The sequence below is a fragment of the Gilliamella sp. Nev3-1 genome, from assembly GCF_001690435.1.
Taxonomy (GTDB): Bacteria; Pseudomonadota; Gammaproteobacteria; order Enterobacterales; family Orbaceae; genus Gilliamella; species Gilliamella apicola_C.
The window spans coordinates 147,303-166,668 of record NZ_LZHN01000059.1 but is presented as its reverse complement, the minus strand read 5'-3'; the positions used below and the strand labels follow the sequence as shown (position 1 = coordinate 166,668).

General features: G+C 35.3%; 21 protein-coding genes and 1 tRNA gene. 14 read left to right on the top strand and 8 right to left on the bottom strand.

Annotated elements, in window-relative coordinates; all coding sequences use genetic code 11:
- The 6 genes from A9G40_RS15885 to A9G40_RS09175 all read left to right on the top strand — a co-directional run.
- On the top strand, positions 1-212 hold a 212-nt coding region (locus A9G40_RS15885), incomplete at its 5' end, for a single-stranded DNA-binding protein (RefSeq protein ID WP_141675237.1).
- 115 nt (positions 213-327) lie between these two features.
- Positions 328-603 carry a hypothetical protein gene (locus tag A9G40_RS09195; protein WP_065609673.1) on the top strand — a complete coding sequence of 92 codons (276 nt, stop codon included), beginning with the start codon at positions 328-330 and terminating at the stop codon, positions 601-603.
- Between the two features lie 2 nt (positions 604-605).
- On the top strand, positions 606-851 hold the full coding sequence (locus A9G40_RS09190) for a DUF3850 domain-containing protein (protein ID WP_065581715.1): 246 nt from the start codon (positions 606-608) through the stop codon (positions 849-851).
- Between the two features lie 25 nt (positions 852-876).
- On the top strand, positions 877-1,236 hold the full coding sequence (locus tag A9G40_RS09185; RefSeq protein ID WP_065581716.1) for a hypothetical protein: 360 nt from the start codon (positions 877-879) through the stop codon (positions 1,234-1,236).
- 11 nt (positions 1,237-1,247) lie between these two features.
- Positions 1,248-1,571, top strand: a complete 324-nt coding sequence (locus tag A9G40_RS09180; protein WP_065582803.1) for a Lar family restriction alleviation protein — start codon at positions 1,248-1,250, stop codon at positions 1,569-1,571.
- A 109-nt stretch (positions 1,572-1,680) separates the two neighbouring features.
- Entirely contained in the window at positions 1,681-1,896 is a 216-nt protein-coding gene (locus tag A9G40_RS09175; protein ID WP_065568999.1) for a helix-turn-helix transcriptional regulator, read from the top strand.
- Here A9G40_RS09175 and A9G40_RS09170 read toward each other — a convergent pair.
- Both A9G40_RS09170 and A9G40_RS09165 read right to left on the bottom strand, forming a co-directional pair.
- Positions 1,885-3,054, bottom strand: a complete 1,170-nt coding sequence (locus A9G40_RS09170; RefSeq protein WP_065582802.1) for a tyrosine-type recombinase/integrase — start codon at positions 3,052-3,054, stop codon at positions 1,885-1,887. The two genes, A9G40_RS09175 and A9G40_RS09170, sit on opposite strands and share 12 nt — an antisense overlap.
- Positions 3,055-3,220: 166 nt before the next feature.
- Positions 3,221-3,292, bottom strand: a tRNA-Arg gene (locus tag A9G40_RS09165).
- Between the two features lie 125 nt (positions 3,293-3,417).
- On the opposite strand from A9G40_RS09165, the gene A9G40_RS09160 reads away from it, so the two are divergent.
- The gene (locus tag A9G40_RS09160) at positions 3,418-4,176 is read left to right on the top strand and encodes an MlaA family lipoprotein (RefSeq protein WP_065582801.1); all 759 of its coding nucleotides are present in this window, start codon (positions 3,418-3,420) and stop codon (positions 4,174-4,176) included.
- 56 nt (positions 4,177-4,232) lie between these two features.
- Here the strand turns inward: A9G40_RS09160 and A9G40_RS09155 are convergent, their stop codons facing one another.
- Both A9G40_RS09155 and A9G40_RS09150 read right to left on the bottom strand, forming a co-directional pair.
- Entirely contained in the window at positions 4,233-5,042 is an 810-nt protein-coding gene (locus tag A9G40_RS09155; protein ID WP_065582800.1) for a TIGR03915 family putative DNA repair protein, read from the bottom strand.
- Between the two features lie 3 nt (positions 5,043-5,045).
- Positions 5,046-6,311: a putative DNA modification/repair radical SAM protein gene (locus A9G40_RS09150; protein WP_065582799.1), complete on the bottom strand. Its 1,266-nt coding sequence runs from the start codon at positions 6,309-6,311 to the stop codon at positions 5,046-5,048.
- Between the two features lie 279 nt (positions 6,312-6,590).
- Between A9G40_RS09150 and fabB the strand changes: the two genes are divergently transcribed.
- Positions 6,591-7,802, top strand: a complete 1,212-nt coding sequence (gene fabB, locus A9G40_RS09145) for a beta-ketoacyl-ACP synthase I (RefSeq protein WP_065582798.1) — start codon at positions 6,591-6,593, stop codon at positions 7,800-7,802.
- Positions 7,803-8,785: 983 nt separating this feature from the next.
- Here the strand turns inward: fabB and A9G40_RS09140 are convergent.
- A complete protein-coding gene (locus A9G40_RS09140; protein WP_141675236.1) occupies positions 8,786-10,381 on the bottom strand; it encodes a hypothetical protein in 1,596 nt (531 codons plus the stop codon).
- A gap of 585 nt (positions 10,382-10,966) precedes the next feature.
- Between A9G40_RS09140 and asnA the strand changes: the two genes are divergently transcribed.
- Complete coding sequence (asnA, locus tag A9G40_RS09135) at positions 10,967-11,959, top strand: aspartate--ammonia ligase (protein ID WP_065582796.1); 993 nt, start codon at positions 10,967-10,969, stop codon at positions 11,957-11,959.
- 68 nt (positions 11,960-12,027) lie between these two features.
- Here asnA and A9G40_RS09130 read toward each other — a convergent pair whose 3' ends face one another.
- Together A9G40_RS09130 and A9G40_RS09125 are read right to left on the bottom strand one after the other, a co-directional pair.
- A complete protein-coding gene (locus tag A9G40_RS09130) occupies positions 12,028-12,417 on the bottom strand; it encodes a DUF1161 domain-containing protein (RefSeq protein ID WP_065582795.1) in 390 nt (129 codons plus the stop codon).
- 391 nt (positions 12,418-12,808) lie between these two features.
- Positions 12,809-13,072: a SemiSWEET family transporter gene (locus A9G40_RS09125; protein WP_081297764.1), complete on the bottom strand. Its 264-nt coding sequence runs from the start codon at positions 13,070-13,072 to the stop codon at positions 12,809-12,811.
- Between the two features lie 624 nt (positions 13,073-13,696).
- Between A9G40_RS09125 and A9G40_RS09120 the strand changes: the two genes are divergently transcribed.
- The gene (locus A9G40_RS09120) at positions 13,697-14,305 is read left to right on the top strand and encodes an IclR family transcriptional regulator (RefSeq protein ID WP_081302215.1); all 609 of its coding nucleotides are present in this window, start codon (positions 13,697-13,699) and stop codon (positions 14,303-14,305) included.
- A gap of 6 nt (positions 14,306-14,311) precedes the next feature.
- On the opposite strand, the gene A9G40_RS09115 is transcribed toward A9G40_RS09120, so the two are convergent.
- The gene (locus A9G40_RS09115; protein ID WP_065582794.1) at positions 14,312-15,721 is read right to left on the bottom strand and encodes an aminotransferase-like domain-containing protein; all 1,410 of its coding nucleotides are present in this window, start codon (positions 15,719-15,721) and stop codon (positions 14,312-14,314) included.
- A 184-nt stretch (positions 15,722-15,905) separates the two neighbouring features.
- Between A9G40_RS09115 and pdxS the strand changes: the two genes are divergently transcribed.
- From pdxS to A9G40_RS09095, 4 genes are all read left to right on the top strand, one after another.
- Positions 15,906-16,793, top strand: coding sequence for a pyridoxal 5'-phosphate synthase lyase subunit PdxS (gene pdxS, locus A9G40_RS09110; protein ID WP_065582793.1), 888 nt, complete (start codon positions 15,906-15,908; stop codon positions 16,791-16,793).
- A 2-nt stretch (positions 16,794-16,795) separates the two neighbouring features.
- Entirely contained in the window at positions 16,796-17,383 is a 588-nt protein-coding gene (gene pdxT, locus A9G40_RS09105; RefSeq protein WP_065582792.1) for a pyridoxal 5'-phosphate synthase glutaminase subunit PdxT, read from the top strand.
- Positions 17,384-18,020: 637 nt separating this feature from the next.
- Complete coding sequence (locus A9G40_RS09100) at positions 18,021-18,515, top strand: GNAT family N-acetyltransferase (protein ID WP_065582791.1); 495 nt, start codon at positions 18,021-18,023, stop codon at positions 18,513-18,515.
- 76 nt (positions 18,516-18,591) lie between these two features.
- Complete coding sequence (locus A9G40_RS09095; protein ID WP_065582790.1) at positions 18,592-19,323, top strand: rhomboid family intramembrane serine protease; 732 nt, start codon at positions 18,592-18,594, stop codon at positions 19,321-19,323.
- The last annotated feature ends 43 nt before the right edge of the window (positions 19,324-19,366 follow it).

Sequence of the window (19,366 nt, the reverse complement as noted above, 5' to 3'; positions counted from 1 at the left end):
TGTATATTGAAGGTCAATTACAAACAAGAAAATGGCAAGATCAATCAGGTAACGATCATTATACAACTGAAGTTGTAGTCAACCCAATAGGTGGTACATTGCAAATTTTGGGTAGTCGTGACAATAATAACGCTAGCCAGACACAACAAAAACAACAGCAACAAACAACAACACAGCATCAAGATACATTTGATGACAACATCCCATTTTAAATCAATTAGTTAAATCAACTATCTTGGCGGTTAATCACTAATAGCTGCCGAGCACCCCCTCTATTCTATTAATTTATTACAACTATCTGCGCTGATTATTTAGCGTAGATACTTTATGGGAATAATTATGCAAATTGATGAATCCGTATTTAACCACGGCAAAATCGAATTTCAACATATCGACTATGGTTATGTTTTCTTGTTTGATAACGAGCTTTATATGAAGATTGAATTAGACCCGATTATTCTGTCGTTTGTTTTCAAATGCTCATCTAAAGGTGTACACGAAATAACTAACGGATGCGCAATCAATCTTATTAGCGGTCAAGGAGAAGTGTTTGCTGATAACTGTATGGTCGAACCAGTAAAAGCTGTAATTAAAAGGAAATAATCATGACTACACACGAACTAAAAATTAAATCAGAGTATTTTATGGATGTTGTAAAAGACATAAAAAAGGCTGAAATACGCTACAACGACCGAAATTACAAAGTCGGAGATATTCTAAAGTTGCATGAGATTGATGAGCTAGGTAATCGAACTGGCAATCAATGTAGCGTTATTGTCTCTCACATTTTAGATGATGCTGAGTATTTGAGGGATGGTTATGTAATGCTGAGCATTGACGTAATATACTGATTTATGTAGAGGAATTAGGCGAATTATGAATAGTAATACTCTAAAGAAATATCAAACTCAATTACAAAAATTAAAAGCGAAGCAAAGCGTTGTCAAAACAGAATTAACAGATTGTCAGCATCGCTATAACTCAATCAAAAATGAAATACTCGACGTACAAACAAAGATAAATGAACTATCACGTAATAATAAACTAATAGTTAGCGAACATGCAACAATTAGGATATTAGAGCGCATGTTTGGAATAAATTTGAGCGAAATACACGAGCAAATAATTGCTGAGATTTTGCCAGTTTATACAAAACTAGGGGATGGTTTATTTCCCGTTAAATGTATTGGTTTGCGCGCTGTAATAAAAAACGGCGTGATAGTAACAGTTAAATGAGGAGAACAATTATGACAAAACAATTAAAACCTTGCCCGTTTTGCGGCAGTGAATATTTATTCATTGATGAGATTGATTATAGACTCAATGAAGATATTCCTGAGCATCTCAGAGATGCTATTTGTTTCGCTGTGGTTTGCTATGATTGTAATGCAAGAGGTTGCGAAAAAGATACTGAAAATAAAGCAATTTTGGCTTGGAATTCAAGAATCAGCAAATCACAAAAACATATCAACGAAATTAAAGCGCAAGCTATTGAAGAAGCCGTAAAAAAAGCTGATAACGAAACATACATCGGAGTTGTCGGTAGTGATTTTCCGCCACAAAAACAATAAAGCTGAAATTCTAGCATTTGCTGATAGCTTAAGATTAAAACATGAATAAATACAGACAATTACGTAGTTTATTTATTGATGAGAGATGAGAAAATTATAGGAGTAAATAATGTTAAATAATCTAACAATTGAAGATCCGCGCTACAGCAAGGCGCAAGTTTGCTCATATTTGGGCGAGCTAGATCAAACGACACTAGACAAATGGGTGGCAAAGGAAAAATTCCCAAAGCCCGATTTGTATTTAGGTAGACACCCACGCTGGAAATTGTCTACCATCAACGCCTATCTTGCCCAAAAAGAACAAGAATATCAATCATGCGGTTAGGCTATCTATATAGTCCGCATACCACTGCATCATCTCACGACGTCCCTCCAAATACTGTGCGTGGTTGTAAATACCTCGCACACTGCCCTCCTCATGATTTAACTGTTTTTCTATCCAATCTCGATTAAAACCATGCTCGTTTAACACACTAGAAAATTGATGTCTAAATCCGTGCCCAGTTGCACGATTAGCAAATCCCAACCGTTTTATTAAACCCAAAATAGCGCCGTTAGACATGTGTTTTGAACTGCTATTTCTACCAGAAAAAACATATTCTCCCCGCCCTGTAATTGGTTGTAAAAATTTAAGAATATTAATAGCCTGATTAGATAGCGGAACCACGTGAACGCGTGATTTTTTCATTGATTCTTTGGGTAGTATTATGTATTTTTTCTCAAGATCAACATACTCCCATTTACAACTCAATAATTCCATGGTTCTGACAGCCGTTAATATTAATAATTCTGTAGCATAACGAACTAAAATATTACCCGAATACGATTGTAGCGCTCTCATGAACTCGCGCATATCGTCCTCCATTAGGAACGCATAATTTTCTGGCGTATGCGTGATCATGGCTTTAGCTAATTCACGTGCAGGATTGTTTTCCGCTCTCTCTGTAATAATTGCATATTGAAAAACTTCGGTACATCGTTGGCGCATTTTTTTTGCAATCTCCAATGCCCCTCTGTTTTCTATTTGTTTTAAACAACTTAGCATTTCAAGAGGCTTGATTTGCGTAATGTCCATGTCACCAATAAATGGAAAAACATCTTTTTCAAAATACCGAATAATCATCTCTCTGGTATTAATGGACCAATTTCTTTTTTTTGTATCAAACCATTCCAGTGTTATTTTTTTAAACGTGTTCCCTTGGGCGATATTTGCGAGTAAGGATTTTTTTTTCCTTTCGACAGCAGGATCTTTACCGTGAGCAAGCATCTGCCGAGCCAGCTCCTTTTCATTTCGAGCATCAGCTAAACTAATATATGGATATTTACCTATTGTTAACGTTTTTCTTTTACCGTTAAATTGATAATCGTAACGCCAAGATTTGGTACCTGTGGGCGTGATGTATAAATATAAACTTTCAAAGTCTGGCAGTTTGTACGGTTTTTCTTTGGGTTTAGCTGATTCAATGGCTTTTATAGTTAACATATTACGGTATTTTAGATTACGATATTAAAATATACCGTAAATATACCGTTTAAGCATTTGCGTTGTCAATCGTTTAGAATCGTGTCTAATCGTGTTAATCGATTAAAAATACTGTTGAAATAAGGCTTGAATCGTAGAGTATCGTTTTTAATCTTGCTTGCGGTTTTGACCCCAGCAGGAATCGAACCTGCAACTAGCCCTTAGGAGGGGCTCGTTATATCCATTTAACTATGAGGTCATAGGTGGCTTATTCTAATAAATTTGCAAAGATAATGCCATTTAAATAACGAAAAATTTTTTATTTTAAGTAATCATGATACAATTGAACTATATTTAACCTCATTAAATTTAATTAAAGATACTATGAAAAAACGAATAGTTGGTATGATGTTTTCTGTGATGGCGCTTACCAGTTGTGCCACTTATCAACCTGAAACAAATTCCTATAGTGACCCATTATCTGGCTTTAACAAAACCATGTTTAATGTTAACTACTATGCGCTTGATCCTTATGTCTTACGTCCAGCTGCAGTCGCTTGGAAGGATTACGTTCCATCACCTATTCGTACAGGTGTAGTTAACTTTTCGTCTAATCTTTCCGAACCTGCATCAATGGCAAACAACTTATTACAAGGCGATGTTCACAAAGCCGGAACGCATTTAGCACGCTTTTTCTTAAATACGGTTTTCGGTTTTGCTGGTTTGGTGGATGTTGCAAGTATGTCAGATCCACAATTGCAAAAAGGTGGAAAACGAACTTTTGGTGATGTTTTAGGTCATTACGATCTGCCTTATGGCCCTTATGTTGTATTGCCATTTTATGGTTCCGCAACGTTAAGAAACGAAGGTGGTAGTGTGGTTGATACCCTTTATCCTCCACTTGTTTGGTTAGATTGGCAATGGGCGTTAGTACGTGGTGTATTTGACGGTATTGAAGCGCGTGCAGTTGCGATTGAATATGAAGATTTAATTAAGAATAGCGATGACCCTTATAACTTTATGCGCAATGCTTACTTTCAACGTCATGACTTTGTAGCCTCTGGTGGTAAAGTAGACGAAAATAAGCAGCAACAACGCGAAGAATCTATTAATGATTTTATTAGCGATATTGATTCTCAATAATTTTTATTAAATTATACTAAAGGCTGTCAATTATTGGCGACCTTTGGTTTTAGAATTTATTTCAACATGAGTTTCATTTCTGGCAACAAATGCCAAAATCGACTTGGCATTTGTTGCCTTTGTAATTTTGGGTTGATTCGTTCTTTGATAGTTAACGCATTACAATAACGTAACCACATGGTTTGAAATAATGCTTCATCCCTAGCTAGATAATTTTTATTCACTTGACTGTTAATAATCAAATCATTTTTATCAGTCAGCGAAACGGGTTTAATGCTATGTAAATTATAAATATAACCATATTCGCGCTTTTCATCATAGATAGCCCACTTTTGATCAGCAAAACGATCTTTAAAAAACTTTAGTACCAACGGCAATACGTTATATATAGGAGCAATGATTGAAAAATAGATTTTATCTTCTTTATCATTAAACACATCTTTAACAGGATTATTTATAGCACTAAAACGTACAAATTGGATCACACGATGCCGTTCTCGACTAACTTTTTTAGCGATATCATGTACCGCCAGCACATCTTGATCGGCAAAATCGGTTTCGATTGATTGAGATGATTTAAATACCTTGCAAATATAGCGAAAAACGATTAAATCACTTTCGGGCAGTTCAGATAACCAAACATACATTAAATGGCGTAGAGCAACTTTACTAAGTTTGTTAATTAATGCCTTTCGAACACGCTCATATTTGGCATTATCAAATTCGACATGATGTGTGTCAGATACTAATAGTGGCTCTACTTGCTCTGTAGCTAACAAACATTCAGGCATTTTTTTGAGCTTAAAAGCCTCAAATACCGCACATAATAATCCTTCAAAGCTTTTATCGTAATAGAATGCTAACATACTCTACCATCCCATGACTAGTTGCTGTGGAATATTATCTTGCTTTGCCTCTAACAAAGGGGGATCTTGCAAAGAGAGTCGGATATACTCGGCCGATGAATCAAGCACTTTAAATTTCCTCATTTCATGACAAACAATAAAAAATTGTGCACGCTTTAAAACAACGCCAATGCGCTTAAGCGCATCAAAAGTAAGCTTTCGATGACGCCTTGCCATCACAATCAACTTGGCCGATTTAATACCAATACCTGGCACCCGCAAAATTTTTTGGTAGCTATCACGGTTAACATCAACTGGAAAGCATTGTGGGTTGCGGATGGCCCAAGATAGCTTAGGATCGACAGTCAAATCAAGATCGGGGTATTGATCGTTAACAATTTCATCAACATTAAAATCATAAAAACGCAGTAACCAGTCCGCTTGATATAAACGGTTTTCACGTACTCTTGGCACCTCTTGCACTACAGGTAAACGTTTATCGTAACCATTTACAGGAATAAATCCCGAATAGTAAACCCGCTTCATACTAGGTCGTTTGTAAAGTTTGGCCGTTAATTGTAATATCTGTTTATCTGATTCATCTGTTGCACCAATAATAACTTGTGTACTTTGACCGGCGGGTACAAATTTGGGTGTAGCACGAAATTTTTTGCGATCTTCAATATTTTCTAATAGGTTTTGATGAATTTGACGCATAGGCTGATAGATACTTTGGTGATCTTTATCAGGTGCTAATAATTTAAGATTTTCTTCGGTTGGAATTTCCAAATTAACACTCATCCTATCAACTAACATGCCAGCTTGATTAATTAGCTCGTTACTTGCGCCAGGGATCGCCTTCATATGAATATAACCATTAAAATCGTGCTCATGGCGCAAAATTTTTACCACTCTAATCATTTTTTCCATGGTATGATCGGGACTTCTAACTATGCCCGAACTAATAAATAAACCCTCAATATAATTACGACGATAAAACTCAATGGTGAGGTTAGCCAATTCACGCGGAGTAAAACCAGCTCTAGGAATATCGTTACTTTGTCGGTTAATGCAATAAGCGCAATCAAACATGCAATAATTAGTTAACATAATTTTGAGTAAAGAAACACATCGCCCATCAGCGGTAAATGAATGGCAAATACCAGATTTATATGCATTACCTATGCCTTTATTTTTATTATTTCTTGATGCACCACTCGACGAGCAAGAAATATCATATTTTGCCGATTCAGCTAAAATTTCCAGTTTGGTTATTATTTTTCCAGTCATATTGAACTCAACACTTGCCTGTTTATTTATACAGTATATCGTAGCCATAGTAGGTTTTGCAAGTATATATTGCTAACAAAAACCGTCATCACTCACTATTTTAATCATTTTTTTAAGCGGTAAATTTATTGTAATTGCTTTACCTATATAAATAATTAAGGCGATATTAGGATACAGAAATAAAAAACTCGGCAAAGTATTGTTCAGCTTACAACTGTACGCTATAATCAACGCACTTTTTTGTATGAAGCCAGATATAACTTAGGAGCTAAATAGTAAATGAAACGTGTTGTTATTACAGGGTTAGGAATTCTTTCAAGTATTGGGAATAATACTAAAGAAGTTTTAGAATCACTAAAAATTGGCCGTAGCGGTATTACCTTTTCTCAAGAAATGAAAGATAGCGGTATGCGTAGCCATGTATGCGGAAATGTCAAACTAGATACTACAGGATTGATTGATCGCAAAGTTGTTCGTTTTATGAATGATGCTTCTATTTATGGTTATCTTGCTTTGCAACAAGCTATTGAAGATGCAAAATTAACCCCTGAACAAGTTTCTAACCCTCGTACTGGTCTAATTGCGGGCTATGGTGGTTCAACTAAGACACAATACAATGTCGTTGCTGGCATGAAAGAAAAAGGATTACGAGGAGTTGGTCCTTATGCAGTAACCAAATCAATGTCATCAGCAATTTCGGCTTGTTTAGCAACTCCATTTAAAATTAAAGGTGTTAGCTATTCAATGACATCAGCTTGTGCAACATCGGTTCACTGTATTGGTCATGCAGCTGAACTCATTCAACTTGGCAAACAGGATATTGTTTTTGCTGGTGGTGGTGAAGAGCTTTGCTGGGAAATGTCTTGCGAATTTGACGCTATGGGCGCTTTATCAACCAAATATAACGACAATCCAGAAAAGGCATCACGCGCTTATGATAAAAACCGTGATGGTTTTGTTATTGCTGGCGGTGCTGGTATGGTTGTTGTTGAAGAACTAGAACATGCTCTTGCGCGTGGAGCTCATATTTACGGTGAACTTGTTGGCTATGGTGCAACATCAGATGGTCATGACATGGTGGCACCATCAGGCGAAGGTGCAATGCGCTGTATGCAACTGGCTATTCAAGACTTAGATGTACCTGTTGATTATATCAATACTCATGGTACATCAACCCCAGTTGGAGATGTCAAAGAATTGTGGGCAATCAAACAAGTTTTTGGTGATAACATTCCGGCTATTTCATCAACCAAATCAATGACAGGCCACTCATTAAGTGCCACTGGCGCACAAGAGCTTATCTATTCATTATTAATGTTAGAACATGGCTTTATTACTCCAAGTATCAACATTGATGAACTTGATGAAGCTGCTATTGGTATGAATATTATTACCGAACCAACTGAACGTGAACTCACAACAGTCATGTCAAATAGTTTTGGTTTTGGTGGCACTAATGCCTCAATTGTAATGAGAAAATACAAAGCTTAATAAGCACTAAGTTAGTATCAATCAATAAAAAACCGTTTATTTAAGAACGGTTTTTTTATTGATTGTAGTAGCTCAAACTTAATCTAACAGACACTAAATATTCATCGAATATACATTTTAACAAAATGAGGAGCCGATGAGTAAAATAAATTGTCCAGTTGCTTTTCCTTAACTAACACCTTTTGTACCTAGCAAAATTTGCCACGGCGTTTTGCCATAAAAATACTTGCCTGAATACGTTCTTTCTTTATTTTAAAATTCCAGCTCTTGTTCAATATCTTGTTGAATTTCAGATAATTCAATATAAGTCTTATGTCTGAACACCACATCGTAACTTTCAATTTCTATCGTCTTATGCAATCGTTCACAAATTCTATTCGTTTGTGACTATAAGCTTTGGTTTGGGTGTGAGCAATATATTCAAGGTTAAAAATAAAATTCATGAGCATAGCTTTCTTTATGCGCATTATTCGGTCGCTCATTCATATGCGTAATAGTGGCATTTGTTCAATATCAAAGAAAGGAAGCACTTATCATCAAGCATACCTGTCGCAATTAAATTATTTTTGGGTATAAACTTTGGCAAAACCTAGCCTTGATTAGGTATCAGTGAACGTTTATTGGTATATTTTACCTATTCCCTATAATACATCCAACATAATAGATATCTTATACGCATAAATAACTTGGATGCTGGCGGTTAAATATTTTTTAAAACTTTCTAAATAATAATATAATCGCCACAACCTGAAGCTAATATTCCTTGTTCACAGAATTGATTAGCAACGCTAGATCGCCCATAATCTGGGTTTTGCTATTTGATTTATTTCTAGCACGCTTTTTTGGTTATAAAATAAATTAAATATCAAATTAAGTAAAAACCATTACAATTATTCACTTATTTTTTGAACTCAGCAAGATCATACCCAGCCTACTATGTAGAATGGGTATGATCTTGCCTGATTGAGTCTACAACTATTTCATTATGGAGCTACACAAACGGCTCGGCTAACCGCAGATTGTCGGTAAAAATTATATCGATAAGCATTGCCTTCATTTGCACTAACCGTTAACCCTAAATCATAATAACCACTATTGCCACTCCAATACCCAGCATATATATCCCAATCACTTCCTGAATAACCAGTACAATTATACGGCTCATTAGGGTCTACACTACTACTAGCTGGGGCCATACACCCCCATTCACTAAATATTCCCCCTTGCCATTTCGTTCCAGTCTCCTGATAGCTTAATTGGCGACGATAAACACCATTTTCCCAACTATTCAAAGGTCTACCAGGAATGCCCCCTTCCCACCCATAATATTTTGTGTTTGCGTTCGTATAATCATTAACATCTGGTAAGCGATAGCCGCTACCTAAACTTTGGCAATAATTTCTCACTTGTGCTTGCGCATCTGCTCCGATGTTTGTTCCTTTATAATTAATTCCTGGCTGCACTATATACCAACGCATTAGTCTAAATTCATATAATAATTTTGTTTTTCCACTGTCGGCGTACAACTTAAAGGTAACCGGGCTAAAACTCTTATTCCCTGAGTTATACCTAGGACCTTTTAGCGTTATCTTCAAACCTGGTTCCACATCACCTACGCTACTAGGCTTTAAGCCCCCCATGCTAAAATGGAATGCCCAACGAGGAGTGTTTTCCGCACTAAGGGCTAAACTTACATTACTGTCCTCTTCTGCTCTTACTGTATTGCCATTAGCAGCTAATACCTGAGCAGGCGTTATATTTTTAAATAATAAATAAAAAAACAATCCATGTGAGCCAGTGCTTGGAAAGTTATTCCAAGTTATACTTGAATCTCCTTCATAATTTCCACTATTTGAGGCGCTGAATACTCTATACCCTTTATTAGCTACCCACGTCATTCCATCCCAATCTAAATCGTAATAATCACTAAACCCCATGTACGCCACCCTACCAGAGGTCCCATCTATCACTAAACTAGGTTGAGCATAACAAACCGATGCGGTTTTTTTATTAGGCTTGATATAATATGTATGGCTTCCACCTGCGAAATTAGTAGTATTAGGCACACCATATTCGGTCTGTAAGTAGCCATCTGTTGAACTTATAGTTAGTTTATAGAGGGGATTACAGATGCTTAGTATTGCATTTGAACCATTTTTGACTATTGATGTAATATCTTCATAGCTATTGCGGGCATTTTTGCTTTCCCATTTTACTTTCACATTTCCCATGGCGGTCGCGTTACCATCACCATCATCATCGCCAAAATAGTTATACGGCTCATTAATCAAATTATTGATATTAATTACTGGATAATTATTATTACCTTCACTAGGAAATGGTACTGCTGTTTGGATATCTGAATATGTATCATTTGCATTAGGTAACTCTATCGGGTGACTTTCGCTGGAGTTGTCGTCATCCGCTTTGATGATTGTTCCATCAGATAACGTTATTCCTAATAATGAGCTAGTATCATTTACTTTAGTTATTCCATTATCAAATGTTAAATACGGCGCATTACCATTGATCGCATTAACTGTTGTCACATTTAAAGCGCTCGCTGTATTGATGCTCATTGTTAGTGGCAAACAGATGCCAATAAACAGAGAATTTAATGGTGCAAATAAAAATTTTGATTTTTTAAAATGGAACTTATAACATTCCCTTGTTATTAGATTATTATAACCGAGATATCGCTTCCCGTTCTTAACGCCAAATAAGCCATAATTTATTGGTTGGCCAACTTGATGTAAACAATTGTATTTTAACATGTTATCATCCATTTATCCTTTTATCCTTTTATCCTTTTATCCTTTTATCCTTTTATCCTTTTATCCTTTTATCCTTTTATCCTTTTACTTATTTGTTTTATTACAAATGCTTCCGATTTTTCGACAAAGTATAAAGAAATGAATTATGTTTCACAATAAAATTTTTGTTAAGAAGCGTAAAGAAAAATAACGTTAAAAAAATCAATTGTTTTTGTGTGATCATAATTATTTTTATAAATTTCTCTATTTTAGCAATGCGCTAAATTATCAAAAACCATAAAACTGAATACGTATAAAACCTTGTTTTAATACTCTATCTACATCTTGCAAAATGTACTCATCTAGTTTACCTTACTCATACACCAAAAACTAAATAACTAGAGTGTAAACATGACGATATCATTTAAAGAGCAACAGCAGAGAATTAGCTTTGTTAAGCAATTTTTTGCCAATCAGCTTGCCGAGCGTTTATCACTTATTGAAGTGCAAGCCCCGTTATTAAGTAAAGTGGGCGATGGTATTCAAGATAATTTGTCAGGGACTGAGCACGCAGTACAAGTTAAGGTAAAAGCAATTCCTAATGCACAATATGAAGTTATACACTCACTTGCAAAATGGAAACGTAAGATTTTAAGTGATCACCAATTCGAAGCTGGCGAGGGAATTTATGCAAATATGAAAGCATTGCGCCCTGACGAAGATCAGCTTTCGCCAATTCATTCCGTTTATGTTGATCAGTGGGATTGGGAAAAAGTCATTCGCCCTGAAGATCGCAATTTAACTTATTTAAAACAAACTGTCGATAATATTTATGCCGCTATTAAAGCGACTGAGAAAGCGGTATCTCAACAATATCATCTTTCACGCTTTTTACCCGAATCAATCACTTTTATCGATAGCGAACAACTTTTAAAGCGCTATCCAAATTTACCACCTAAAGAACGAGAAAACGCAATCTCCAAAGAGCTTGGCGCTGTATTTTTAATTGGTATTGGCGGTAAGCTCTCAAATAATGAAAGACACGATGTGCGTGCTCCTGATTATGATGATTGGAGTAGCAATAACGATTTAGGCTCTAAAGGTTTGAATGGCGATATTTTAGTGTGGAATTCGGTATTAAATAGTGCCTTTGAAATTTCATCAATGGGTATTCGTGTCGATCCTGAAACATTAAAACGCCAATTAAAGTTGACTAATGACGAAGATCGCTTGCAATTTGCTTGGCATAAAGCTTTAATCAATGGGGATTTATTACAAACAATTGGTGGCGGTATTGGTCAATCACGACTAACAATGCTACTTTTACAGCAAAAACACATTGGCCAAGTACAAGCAAGTGTATGGAGCGATGATACCAAAGTAAATTACAACCATTTACTATAACCATGCCATAAAAATATAGGGCACTACGCCCTATTTTTTGACTCAAGACTGTGACTAACTACTGATAATTAATTCTGTACTGGTGCTAATTGATTATCTTGGGGAATCGGTTGAGCATTTTGTTCTGTTGGATTAATTGTTGAAGGCTGTGTTAAGTTGTCCTCATCACTTTGTGTAGGCTCATCTTTTGCATTAGTTGACGGTGTTTGTGACGTGGTTGTAGTGCTATATAAACGAACATAAATAATATGTTGCTGACCACGATCACATGATCCCACAATTTTACCTTCAATTTGCTGTTCTGACTTATCAACCGATTCTAATTTCAGCTGAAACAGTGACGGATCTACGCCATTATTTTTGATTTTTTCGGCAATGTTACGGCTAATTTCATCACAATTTGATGCCGCCGCCAACATCGGTAAACCAAGTAAAAACATGCCGATTAATTTTTTCATTTTTTTCCCTTTTATATGTAATTTAACTACCATCTGCAATAGAAAATGATTGGAAAATTTACCTTTACTTTTTGAATTACAACTACAAATAACATTGCGCCATAATTAAATATCCAACAAATCTGCTAACACAACTTATTCACAGTAAAGTTTGATAACAGTTTAACAAACCTGTTGATAACTAAAAAACCTATTGATTATTAAATAGTTTTTAAATAGATCAAATATTAAACTTCTCTAGTTATGATTTTATTTAGCTTAAAAAAGCTTACTTTTTCAACCTGATTCAAAAGGCCTTGCATTATCATTGAAAACAAAATTCCCACAAAACAGCAATAACCCTATAATTAATTACCGTTCAATGGCTTTACCTTACTTATCTTTACCTTATTTATAGAGCGGTAAAAAAAGCCATTAAGCCAAAAAACACACCCGGCGAATTAGCAATTGCAATTGGCCAGTCTTTTTTTTCTCTTAATAAACCATAGCAAACCCAAAGTGAGCAGTTAATCGCAGCTGCTAATGGCTGAGTAGGATTTGATTTAAGCCCATGTAAATTATCAATGATTTGAGGAATATAAGAAACATACATCCCTAATGATGCAAATGTAGCAACAATCCCTAAAACACGAAAAGCTTTTGGTGAAAGATGCAAAACTGCCTCCTAATATCATTTATTAATTATTAAATTATGTATTAATTATAACCATTTAGGGCATTATCAGTAAACAACCCGCTAAGATTCAGTAACCCTAAGAAGATCGACATAAAACAATTCATTAACTAAATTTGAATTATTTAGTTAACATTCTTTGCCAAGGATTTTTATTTAATCATTAAGTTACAAAACACCTTCAATTATTTATAACACAATTTAATAATAAATAATAAGATGAAACTAATTTTAATAATTGGCTAAATGATTTAATTATGCTTAAGGAATAATTATTGATTGGTAATTTCCACTCATCTGAATATATCTCATATCGAAAAGCTAATGAAGATAAATATCAATTTTATCAATAATAACAATAAATTATAGGATTATACACCAAAATAAAACAAGCAAATTAAGTTTAATCGTCAGAACAAATTTTGAAGCAAACCTTCATCACAGGCTTAACTAATAATGCCAAAACTAACTTAAAATATTATTCACTGTTGGATTTAATAAGTATTGAATAAGCTTGTTGATAACTCTTTAATATTTTGATTATTTAATACTTCTATGAATCGATTAAAAAATAACCACTAAAGTAAATCAACATTACTTGCCAGTTTGATTACTAATAGCTTATTAAGGCAAAATGAAGGAAAATACTTTTTAGGACTTGCTTTTTATGAATTTGGCAATAAAGCAATTGAACAATTTAATATAAAAGAGCTAGCCATTGAGCCTCTTTCATTTTTGCGAGATAAAACACAACTTGCTTGCCATTTAGGCATATTAGACGGCAACTCAGCGATTTATTTAGCCAAAGTCGAAAGCCCTAGCGCAATTCAGGTCAAAAGCTGGCTAGGTCGCAAGCTTTCATTGCATAGCTCTGCTCTTGGTAAAGCACTTTTAGCATGGGAACCAGAACAGCGTATTGATGAGTTATATCCAAACGAAAACTTAGTGATTAAAACACAAAACACAATTACCACAAAAACGGCATACAAAAAGGAACTTAAAAAAATACGCGAACAAGGTTGGGCATTTGATAACGCCGAAGACTTTGATGAAGTGACCTGCTTAGCTGCACCAGTTTATGATAAAAGTGGCAAAGTCATTGCCGCAATTAGCACATCAGGGGTTCGATTTCAAATGCCAAGTGAAAGAATCAACGAGTTTGTTCAATATTTACTGAGTGCAACGAAAATGCTATCTGACAAAATAAAAAGCTAATCTATTTTATTTGTCCATATTCAGTTGCTGATCAAAATGACCAAAGCTTAACCTAATGGTGCCAAGTTCGTCACCAAAATCGGCACCTTGCGATACAATTATCCCTTTTGACAGCAATTGATTAAGCAAGGTTGATTCTTGCGCCACCGTGCTCACGGGCAAATGTGCATACAGATGAAAACCACCCAACGGCGCTTGATAAGTAATGTCACCACCAAAATAGCTATCTAACCACTGCATTAACTGTTCAGCTTTGATTTGTAGCGCTTGACGTAATTGTTGTTGGTGTGAGGCATGATAACGTTGTAAATATTCTTGAGCTAATAATTGTGGCAATATACTTAAACCTGAATCAATATGGTGACGAATTTTGGCTAAATTTTCGATAATATTATGCGGAGCTAACATCCACCCGACACGAATATTACGCCCAATATATTTTGATAACGACCCTAAATAGATAACTTGGTTATGCTGATCATACTTTTTAATTGGCGTTACAGCTAAATCAGGAGTAAATGCTAGACGGCTATAAGCATCATCTTCAACAATCCCGATACATTGTAGTCGGCAAAATGCCAATATTGCCAACTTTCGCTCATTGCTCATAACAAACCCTGTTGGATTTTGAAAAATAGGATTTAAAAATAACCATTTTATTTGATGTTGCCGTACACAATTTGATAGGCTATCAAGCGTTATGCCTTCATTATCGCATTCAATACCATATAAACGTAATCCCGCTGCTTGAAACAAAGGTAATGAGTAAAAATAAGAAGGAGACTCTATACCAACTGCATCGCCAGGTTTAAGTAAGCCCTGTGTAATAAGAAATAATGATTGTTGCGTACCTGATGTAATTAAAATTTCATTAATATCAACTTGCATAGCAAACTGGCTTTGCATATAAAGTGCAATTTGTGCTTTAAGCGATGGCAAACCTAATTGCAACATATCACTGTTTTTTTCGTGCATAATTAATTCATTTAACGAAATATTTGGCAACTGGAGCTTGGGGATTAAATATGTTGGTAAATCACCATTAGCCAGATCACAAATACACAATTGTTGTTCGCGAATTTGTGCTACTTTTTGCTGATAAAATGATTGTTTATTATGATAAAAATGTGCAGGTAAACGCCAATTAATCGATGAATAAGCTTGCACGCCCCATTTTTGCTTATTAACATAGGTGCCACTCCCTTGACGGCGGATCAGCACACCCCGTTCTGTTAACAACTCCAGCGCATGAACCACAGTTGAGCGATTAACACATAATTTTTTTGCCAGATCACGTTCTGAAGGTAGCCTTTCACCTGCGATCAACACGCCCTGTTCAATATAGTGTTCTATTAGCTGCGTCACCTTTTTAAAAAGCGCTCCAGTAAATGGTACCAGTTTTTGTTTATCCCACATTATTACTCCGCTTTAATGGTTTAGCCCGTTTTTTAATTATTTTTGTTACAGCAAATTTGCCCAAAATTGGATGGTTTTATTATAGTCCAATTGGCTGTTTTTTATTGTGCTTTATTTTTGAATAATACGCCACACTAATTACGTTAAACAATATTGCCATTATAAACCTAAAAAGGAGTAAAAGATGAACCAAGTAACAGGCACACAAACCGTTAAACGAGGCATGGCACAAATGCAAAAAGGCGGTGTAATTATGGATGTTGTTAATGCAGAACAAGCCAAAATTGCCGAACAAGCTGGCGCAGTTGCAGTGATGGCGTTAGAGCGAGTACCGTCGGATATCCGCTCGGCTGGTGGCGTAGCCAGAATGGCTGATCCAACCATTGTTGAGCAAGTGATGAAAAATGTGAGTATACCTGTTATGGCTAAAGCTCGAATTGGTCATATTATTGAAGCCCGTATTCTAGAATCGATGGGCGTTGATTATATTGATGAAAGCGAGGTATTAACCCCTGCCGATGAACAGTACCACTTACTTAAAGATGAATTTACCGTGCCATTTGTTTGTGGATGCCGTGATTTGGGTGAAGCACTACGCCGAATTGGCGAAGGTGCATCAATGCTACGCACCAAAGGTGAACCCGGCACGGGTAACATTGTTGAAGCTGTGCGCCACATGCGTAAAGTCAATGAGCAAATCCGCCTAGTGGTCAGTAAATCAAAAGATGAATTAATGGCCTTTTCCAAAGAAATAAATGCACCTTACGAACTGGTTTTACAAATCAAACAGCAAGGAAAATTACCCGTTGTTAATTTTGCCGCAGGCGGCATAGCAACCCCCGCCGATGCGGCATTAATGATGCAACTTGGTGCCGATGGTATTTTTGTTGGATCTGGGATTTTTAAATCACAAAACCCTGAAAAATTTGCCAAAGCCATTGTACAAGCCACGACTTATTTTGACGATTATCCACGCTTAGCTCAGCTTTCAAAAGGTTTAGGCGAAGCAATGAAAGGCATTGAAATTAGCACACTGACTCAATCTGAAAGAATGCAAGATCGGGGTTGGTAATAATGTATTCATCAAAACCAAGTATCAAGCATATTGGTGTGCTTAATTTACAAGGTGCGGTAAGTGAGCATATGATAATGTTAAGTAGTATCAACAATGTACAAACGTCTTTAGTTCAGAAAACTGAACAATTAGCAAGGTTAGATGGTTTAATTATCCCAGGTGGAGAATCCACAACAATCAGCCGTTTAATCAAACAAAATGGGCTTTTAACACCCATTCAACAATTTGCTAAACAAGGCAAAGGTGTTTTTGGCACTTGTGCTGGGCTTGTGCTTTGCGGTAAAACCACAACACATAACGAAGTAGAGTTATTAAATTTAATCGATATAAGTGTTGAAAGAAATGGATTTGGACGCCAAGTTAACAGCTTTGAAACAACCTTAGATATAGCAGTTGTTGGTCTACAAATACCCGCTGTATTTATTCGAGCCCCCTATATTGCCAAAGCAGGAAAAGCTGTTCAGCAACTCGCATTTGTCCAACAGCATTGTATTATGGCAGAACAAAATAATATCCTAGTTTGCGCCTTTCACCCCGAACTAACTAATGATAATCGCATTATGCGTTACTTTGTTGATAAATGCTAAATTAAATAAGGGATTTTATATAAAATCCCTAAAGGCTGTCCTTATCTAGTAGCTAATTTATTGCAGTTAATTAATGGTTGATTACTCATGTTAATCAATAAAAATCTATAGCTAATTGTCCTTTAAATTCCCAATAGATTTTTACTGTCATTATAAACACACCCGCCTACACGACGGTAAACTTTACATAAAAAAGCCAATAATTAGGGTTAATTTTCTAAACCGCCTGCACGGCAGTAAACGTTGGTTTTGAGTTTTCGTTTTCAGCTATTGCTTTCTAAACCGCCTATACGGCGGTAAACGGCGGTAAACTAGAATCGAATATACTATAAACGTTGTTTAATAAAAGGCAAATAAGATTTTTATCTTCAAAAAACCTTTTATTAGACACTACATTAACTATTTGTTTTTATTTACTTTAATTTATTATTAAAAAAAAGGTTGGCAAGGATTTTGGTAGGATGATAACAACCCATTTGGTCAGCATCCAGTATTATTAAACAATATTATCCTAATATTATTTGATAAAATAACAAACGATAGGCTTTTATCTTCTTTGTTGAAAAAATATCTTTTATTGCCTAAAACAAATAATAAAACTACAATAAAATTACTTTAATCACTTACAACAAATGCTATGATTACTTATCAAGATGCCACATTAACCGATTTGCCTTTTATTGTTAATGTTTATAATTCAACAATTGCCGGCAGGCAAGTCACTGCCGACACGGAGCCGGTTTCTGTTGAGAGTCGATTAGACTGGTTTCACCAACATAATCCACATAATCGCCCAATTTGGCTAATAAAATACCAAGATCAACCATGTGGTTGGATTAGTTTATCTTCGTTTTATGGTCGTCCTGCATTTTATAAAACTGTTGAGATTAGCTTATATCTTCATCAAGATTTTCGTGGTAAAAAAATTGGTCAATTTATGGTAGCTGAAATTGAAAAATTTGCCAAAAAAACTGGAATTGAGGCAATTTTTAGCTACGTTTTTGGGCATAATTTACCTAGCGTTAATTTATTTAAAAAAATGCAATATGAACAATGGGGCTTTCTTCCCAAAATTGCTGAACTTGATAATGTTCAGTGTGATTTGCTGATATTAGGTAAACGACTAAATTAAGCCTGCACATTGTTAATATACCATTTATTATTAATATACCATTTAATGATACAAAACGATTTAAAAGGATTTTTTGATGAGCGCTTTAAATGACCTTAAATATTACGCAAATCAATCTAAAATCACTTCAACCTTGGTTGTTGTAAACATTTTTTGCTTTTTTGCATTTAGATTGCTTGATAGCCGAGGTTTTTCAACCTTGTATGAAAATCATTTTTTAATTGATTGGGGAGCCGATGTGGCAGAACTGACTTTTTCTGGTCAATATTGGCGTATGTTTACCAATTTATTTATGCACGTAGGTTTTACTCACTTAGCCATGAACATGCTGGCATTATGGAGTATTGGACCAATTTTAGAACAGCGTATACCTCGCATTGCTTTTATTGGTATTTATTTTTTCTCTGGTTTAGTAGGAAGCTTATCAAGCGATATTGCCACAATTCACCATAATGTAATTAGTTGTGGTGCATCAGGTGCTATTTTAGGTGTTATTACTGCATTATTAGCCTATAGCTTAGTGTTTAAAACCAATATACAAGAAATGCCAATCAAGGCAATGCTACTAAGTTTAATTTTAACTGCTGGATTAGGATTATTGCCTTCAATTGATAATATGGCACATATCGGTGGTGCTTGTACTGGATTTGTTCTTGGTGGGCTAATTTCATTGTGTCTTAAAATTTTTAAATATCCAAGTAAGCTAGCGTTACTTATTATTAGCCTATTATTGATGACTACTGCATTGGCAATATATATAGTATATATGCATTATGCCTTACCTAATGGCTATTATATCTATAATTAATAATAAAAAAACGCTGATGATAACCAATCAAACAGCGTTTTAT

Excerpts from the sequence above, each read along its gene's own strand:
- A9G40_RS09195 (WP_065609673.1), top strand. The coding sequence starts at position 328 with ATGGGAATAATTATGCAAATTGATGAATCCGTATTTAACCACGGCAAA.
- A9G40_RS09190 (WP_065581715.1), top strand. The coding sequence starts at position 606 with ATGACTACACACGAACTAAAAATTAAATCAGAGTATTTTATGGATGTT.
- A9G40_RS09185 (WP_065581716.1), top strand. The coding sequence starts at position 877 with ATGAATAGTAATACTCTAAAGAAATATCAAACTCAATTACAAAAATTA.
- A9G40_RS09180 (WP_065582803.1), top strand. The coding sequence starts at position 1,248 with ATGACAAAACAATTAAAACCTTGCCCGTTTTGCGGCAGTGAATATTTA.
- A9G40_RS09175 (WP_065568999.1), top strand. The coding sequence starts at position 1,681 with ATGTTAAATAATCTAACAATTGAAGATCCGCGCTACAGCAAGGCGCAA.
- A9G40_RS09170 (WP_065582802.1), bottom strand. The coding sequence starts at position 3,054 with ATGTTAACTATAAAAGCCATTGAATCAGCTAAACCCAAAGAAAAACCG.
- A9G40_RS09160 (WP_065582801.1), top strand. The coding sequence starts at position 3,418 with ATGAAAAAACGAATAGTTGGTATGATGTTTTCTGTGATGGCGCTTACC.
- A9G40_RS09155 (WP_065582800.1), bottom strand. The coding sequence starts at position 5,042 with ATGTTAGCATTCTATTACGATAAAAGCTTTGAAGGATTATTATGTGCG.
- A9G40_RS09150 (WP_065582799.1), bottom strand. The coding sequence starts at position 6,311 with ATGACTGGAAAAATAATAACCAAACTGGAAATTTTAGCTGAATCGGCA.
- fabB (WP_065582798.1), top strand. The coding sequence starts at position 6,591 with ATGAAACGTGTTGTTATTACAGGGTTAGGAATTCTTTCAAGTATTGGG.
- A9G40_RS09140 (WP_141675236.1), bottom strand. The coding sequence starts at position 10,381 with ATGAGCATCAATACAGCGAGCGCTTTAAATGTGACAACAGTTAATGCG.
- asnA (WP_065582796.1), top strand. The coding sequence starts at position 10,967 with ATGACGATATCATTTAAAGAGCAACAGCAGAGAATTAGCTTTGTTAAG.
- A9G40_RS09130 (WP_065582795.1), bottom strand. The coding sequence starts at position 12,417 with ATGAAAAAATTAATCGGCATGTTTTTACTTGGTTTACCGATGTTGGCG.
- A9G40_RS09115 (WP_065582794.1), bottom strand. The coding sequence starts at position 15,721 with ATGTGGGATAAACAAAAACTGGTACCATTTACTGGAGCGCTTTTTAAA.
- pdxS (WP_065582793.1), top strand. The coding sequence starts at position 15,906 with ATGAACCAAGTAACAGGCACACAAACCGTTAAACGAGGCATGGCACAA.
- pdxT (WP_065582792.1), top strand. The coding sequence starts at position 16,796 with ATGTATTCATCAAAACCAAGTATCAAGCATATTGGTGTGCTTAATTTA.
- A9G40_RS09100 (WP_065582791.1), top strand. The coding sequence starts at position 18,021 with ATGATTACTTATCAAGATGCCACATTAACCGATTTGCCTTTTATTGTT.
- A9G40_RS09095 (WP_065582790.1), top strand. The coding sequence starts at position 18,592 with ATGAGCGCTTTAAATGACCTTAAATATTACGCAAATCAATCTAAAATC.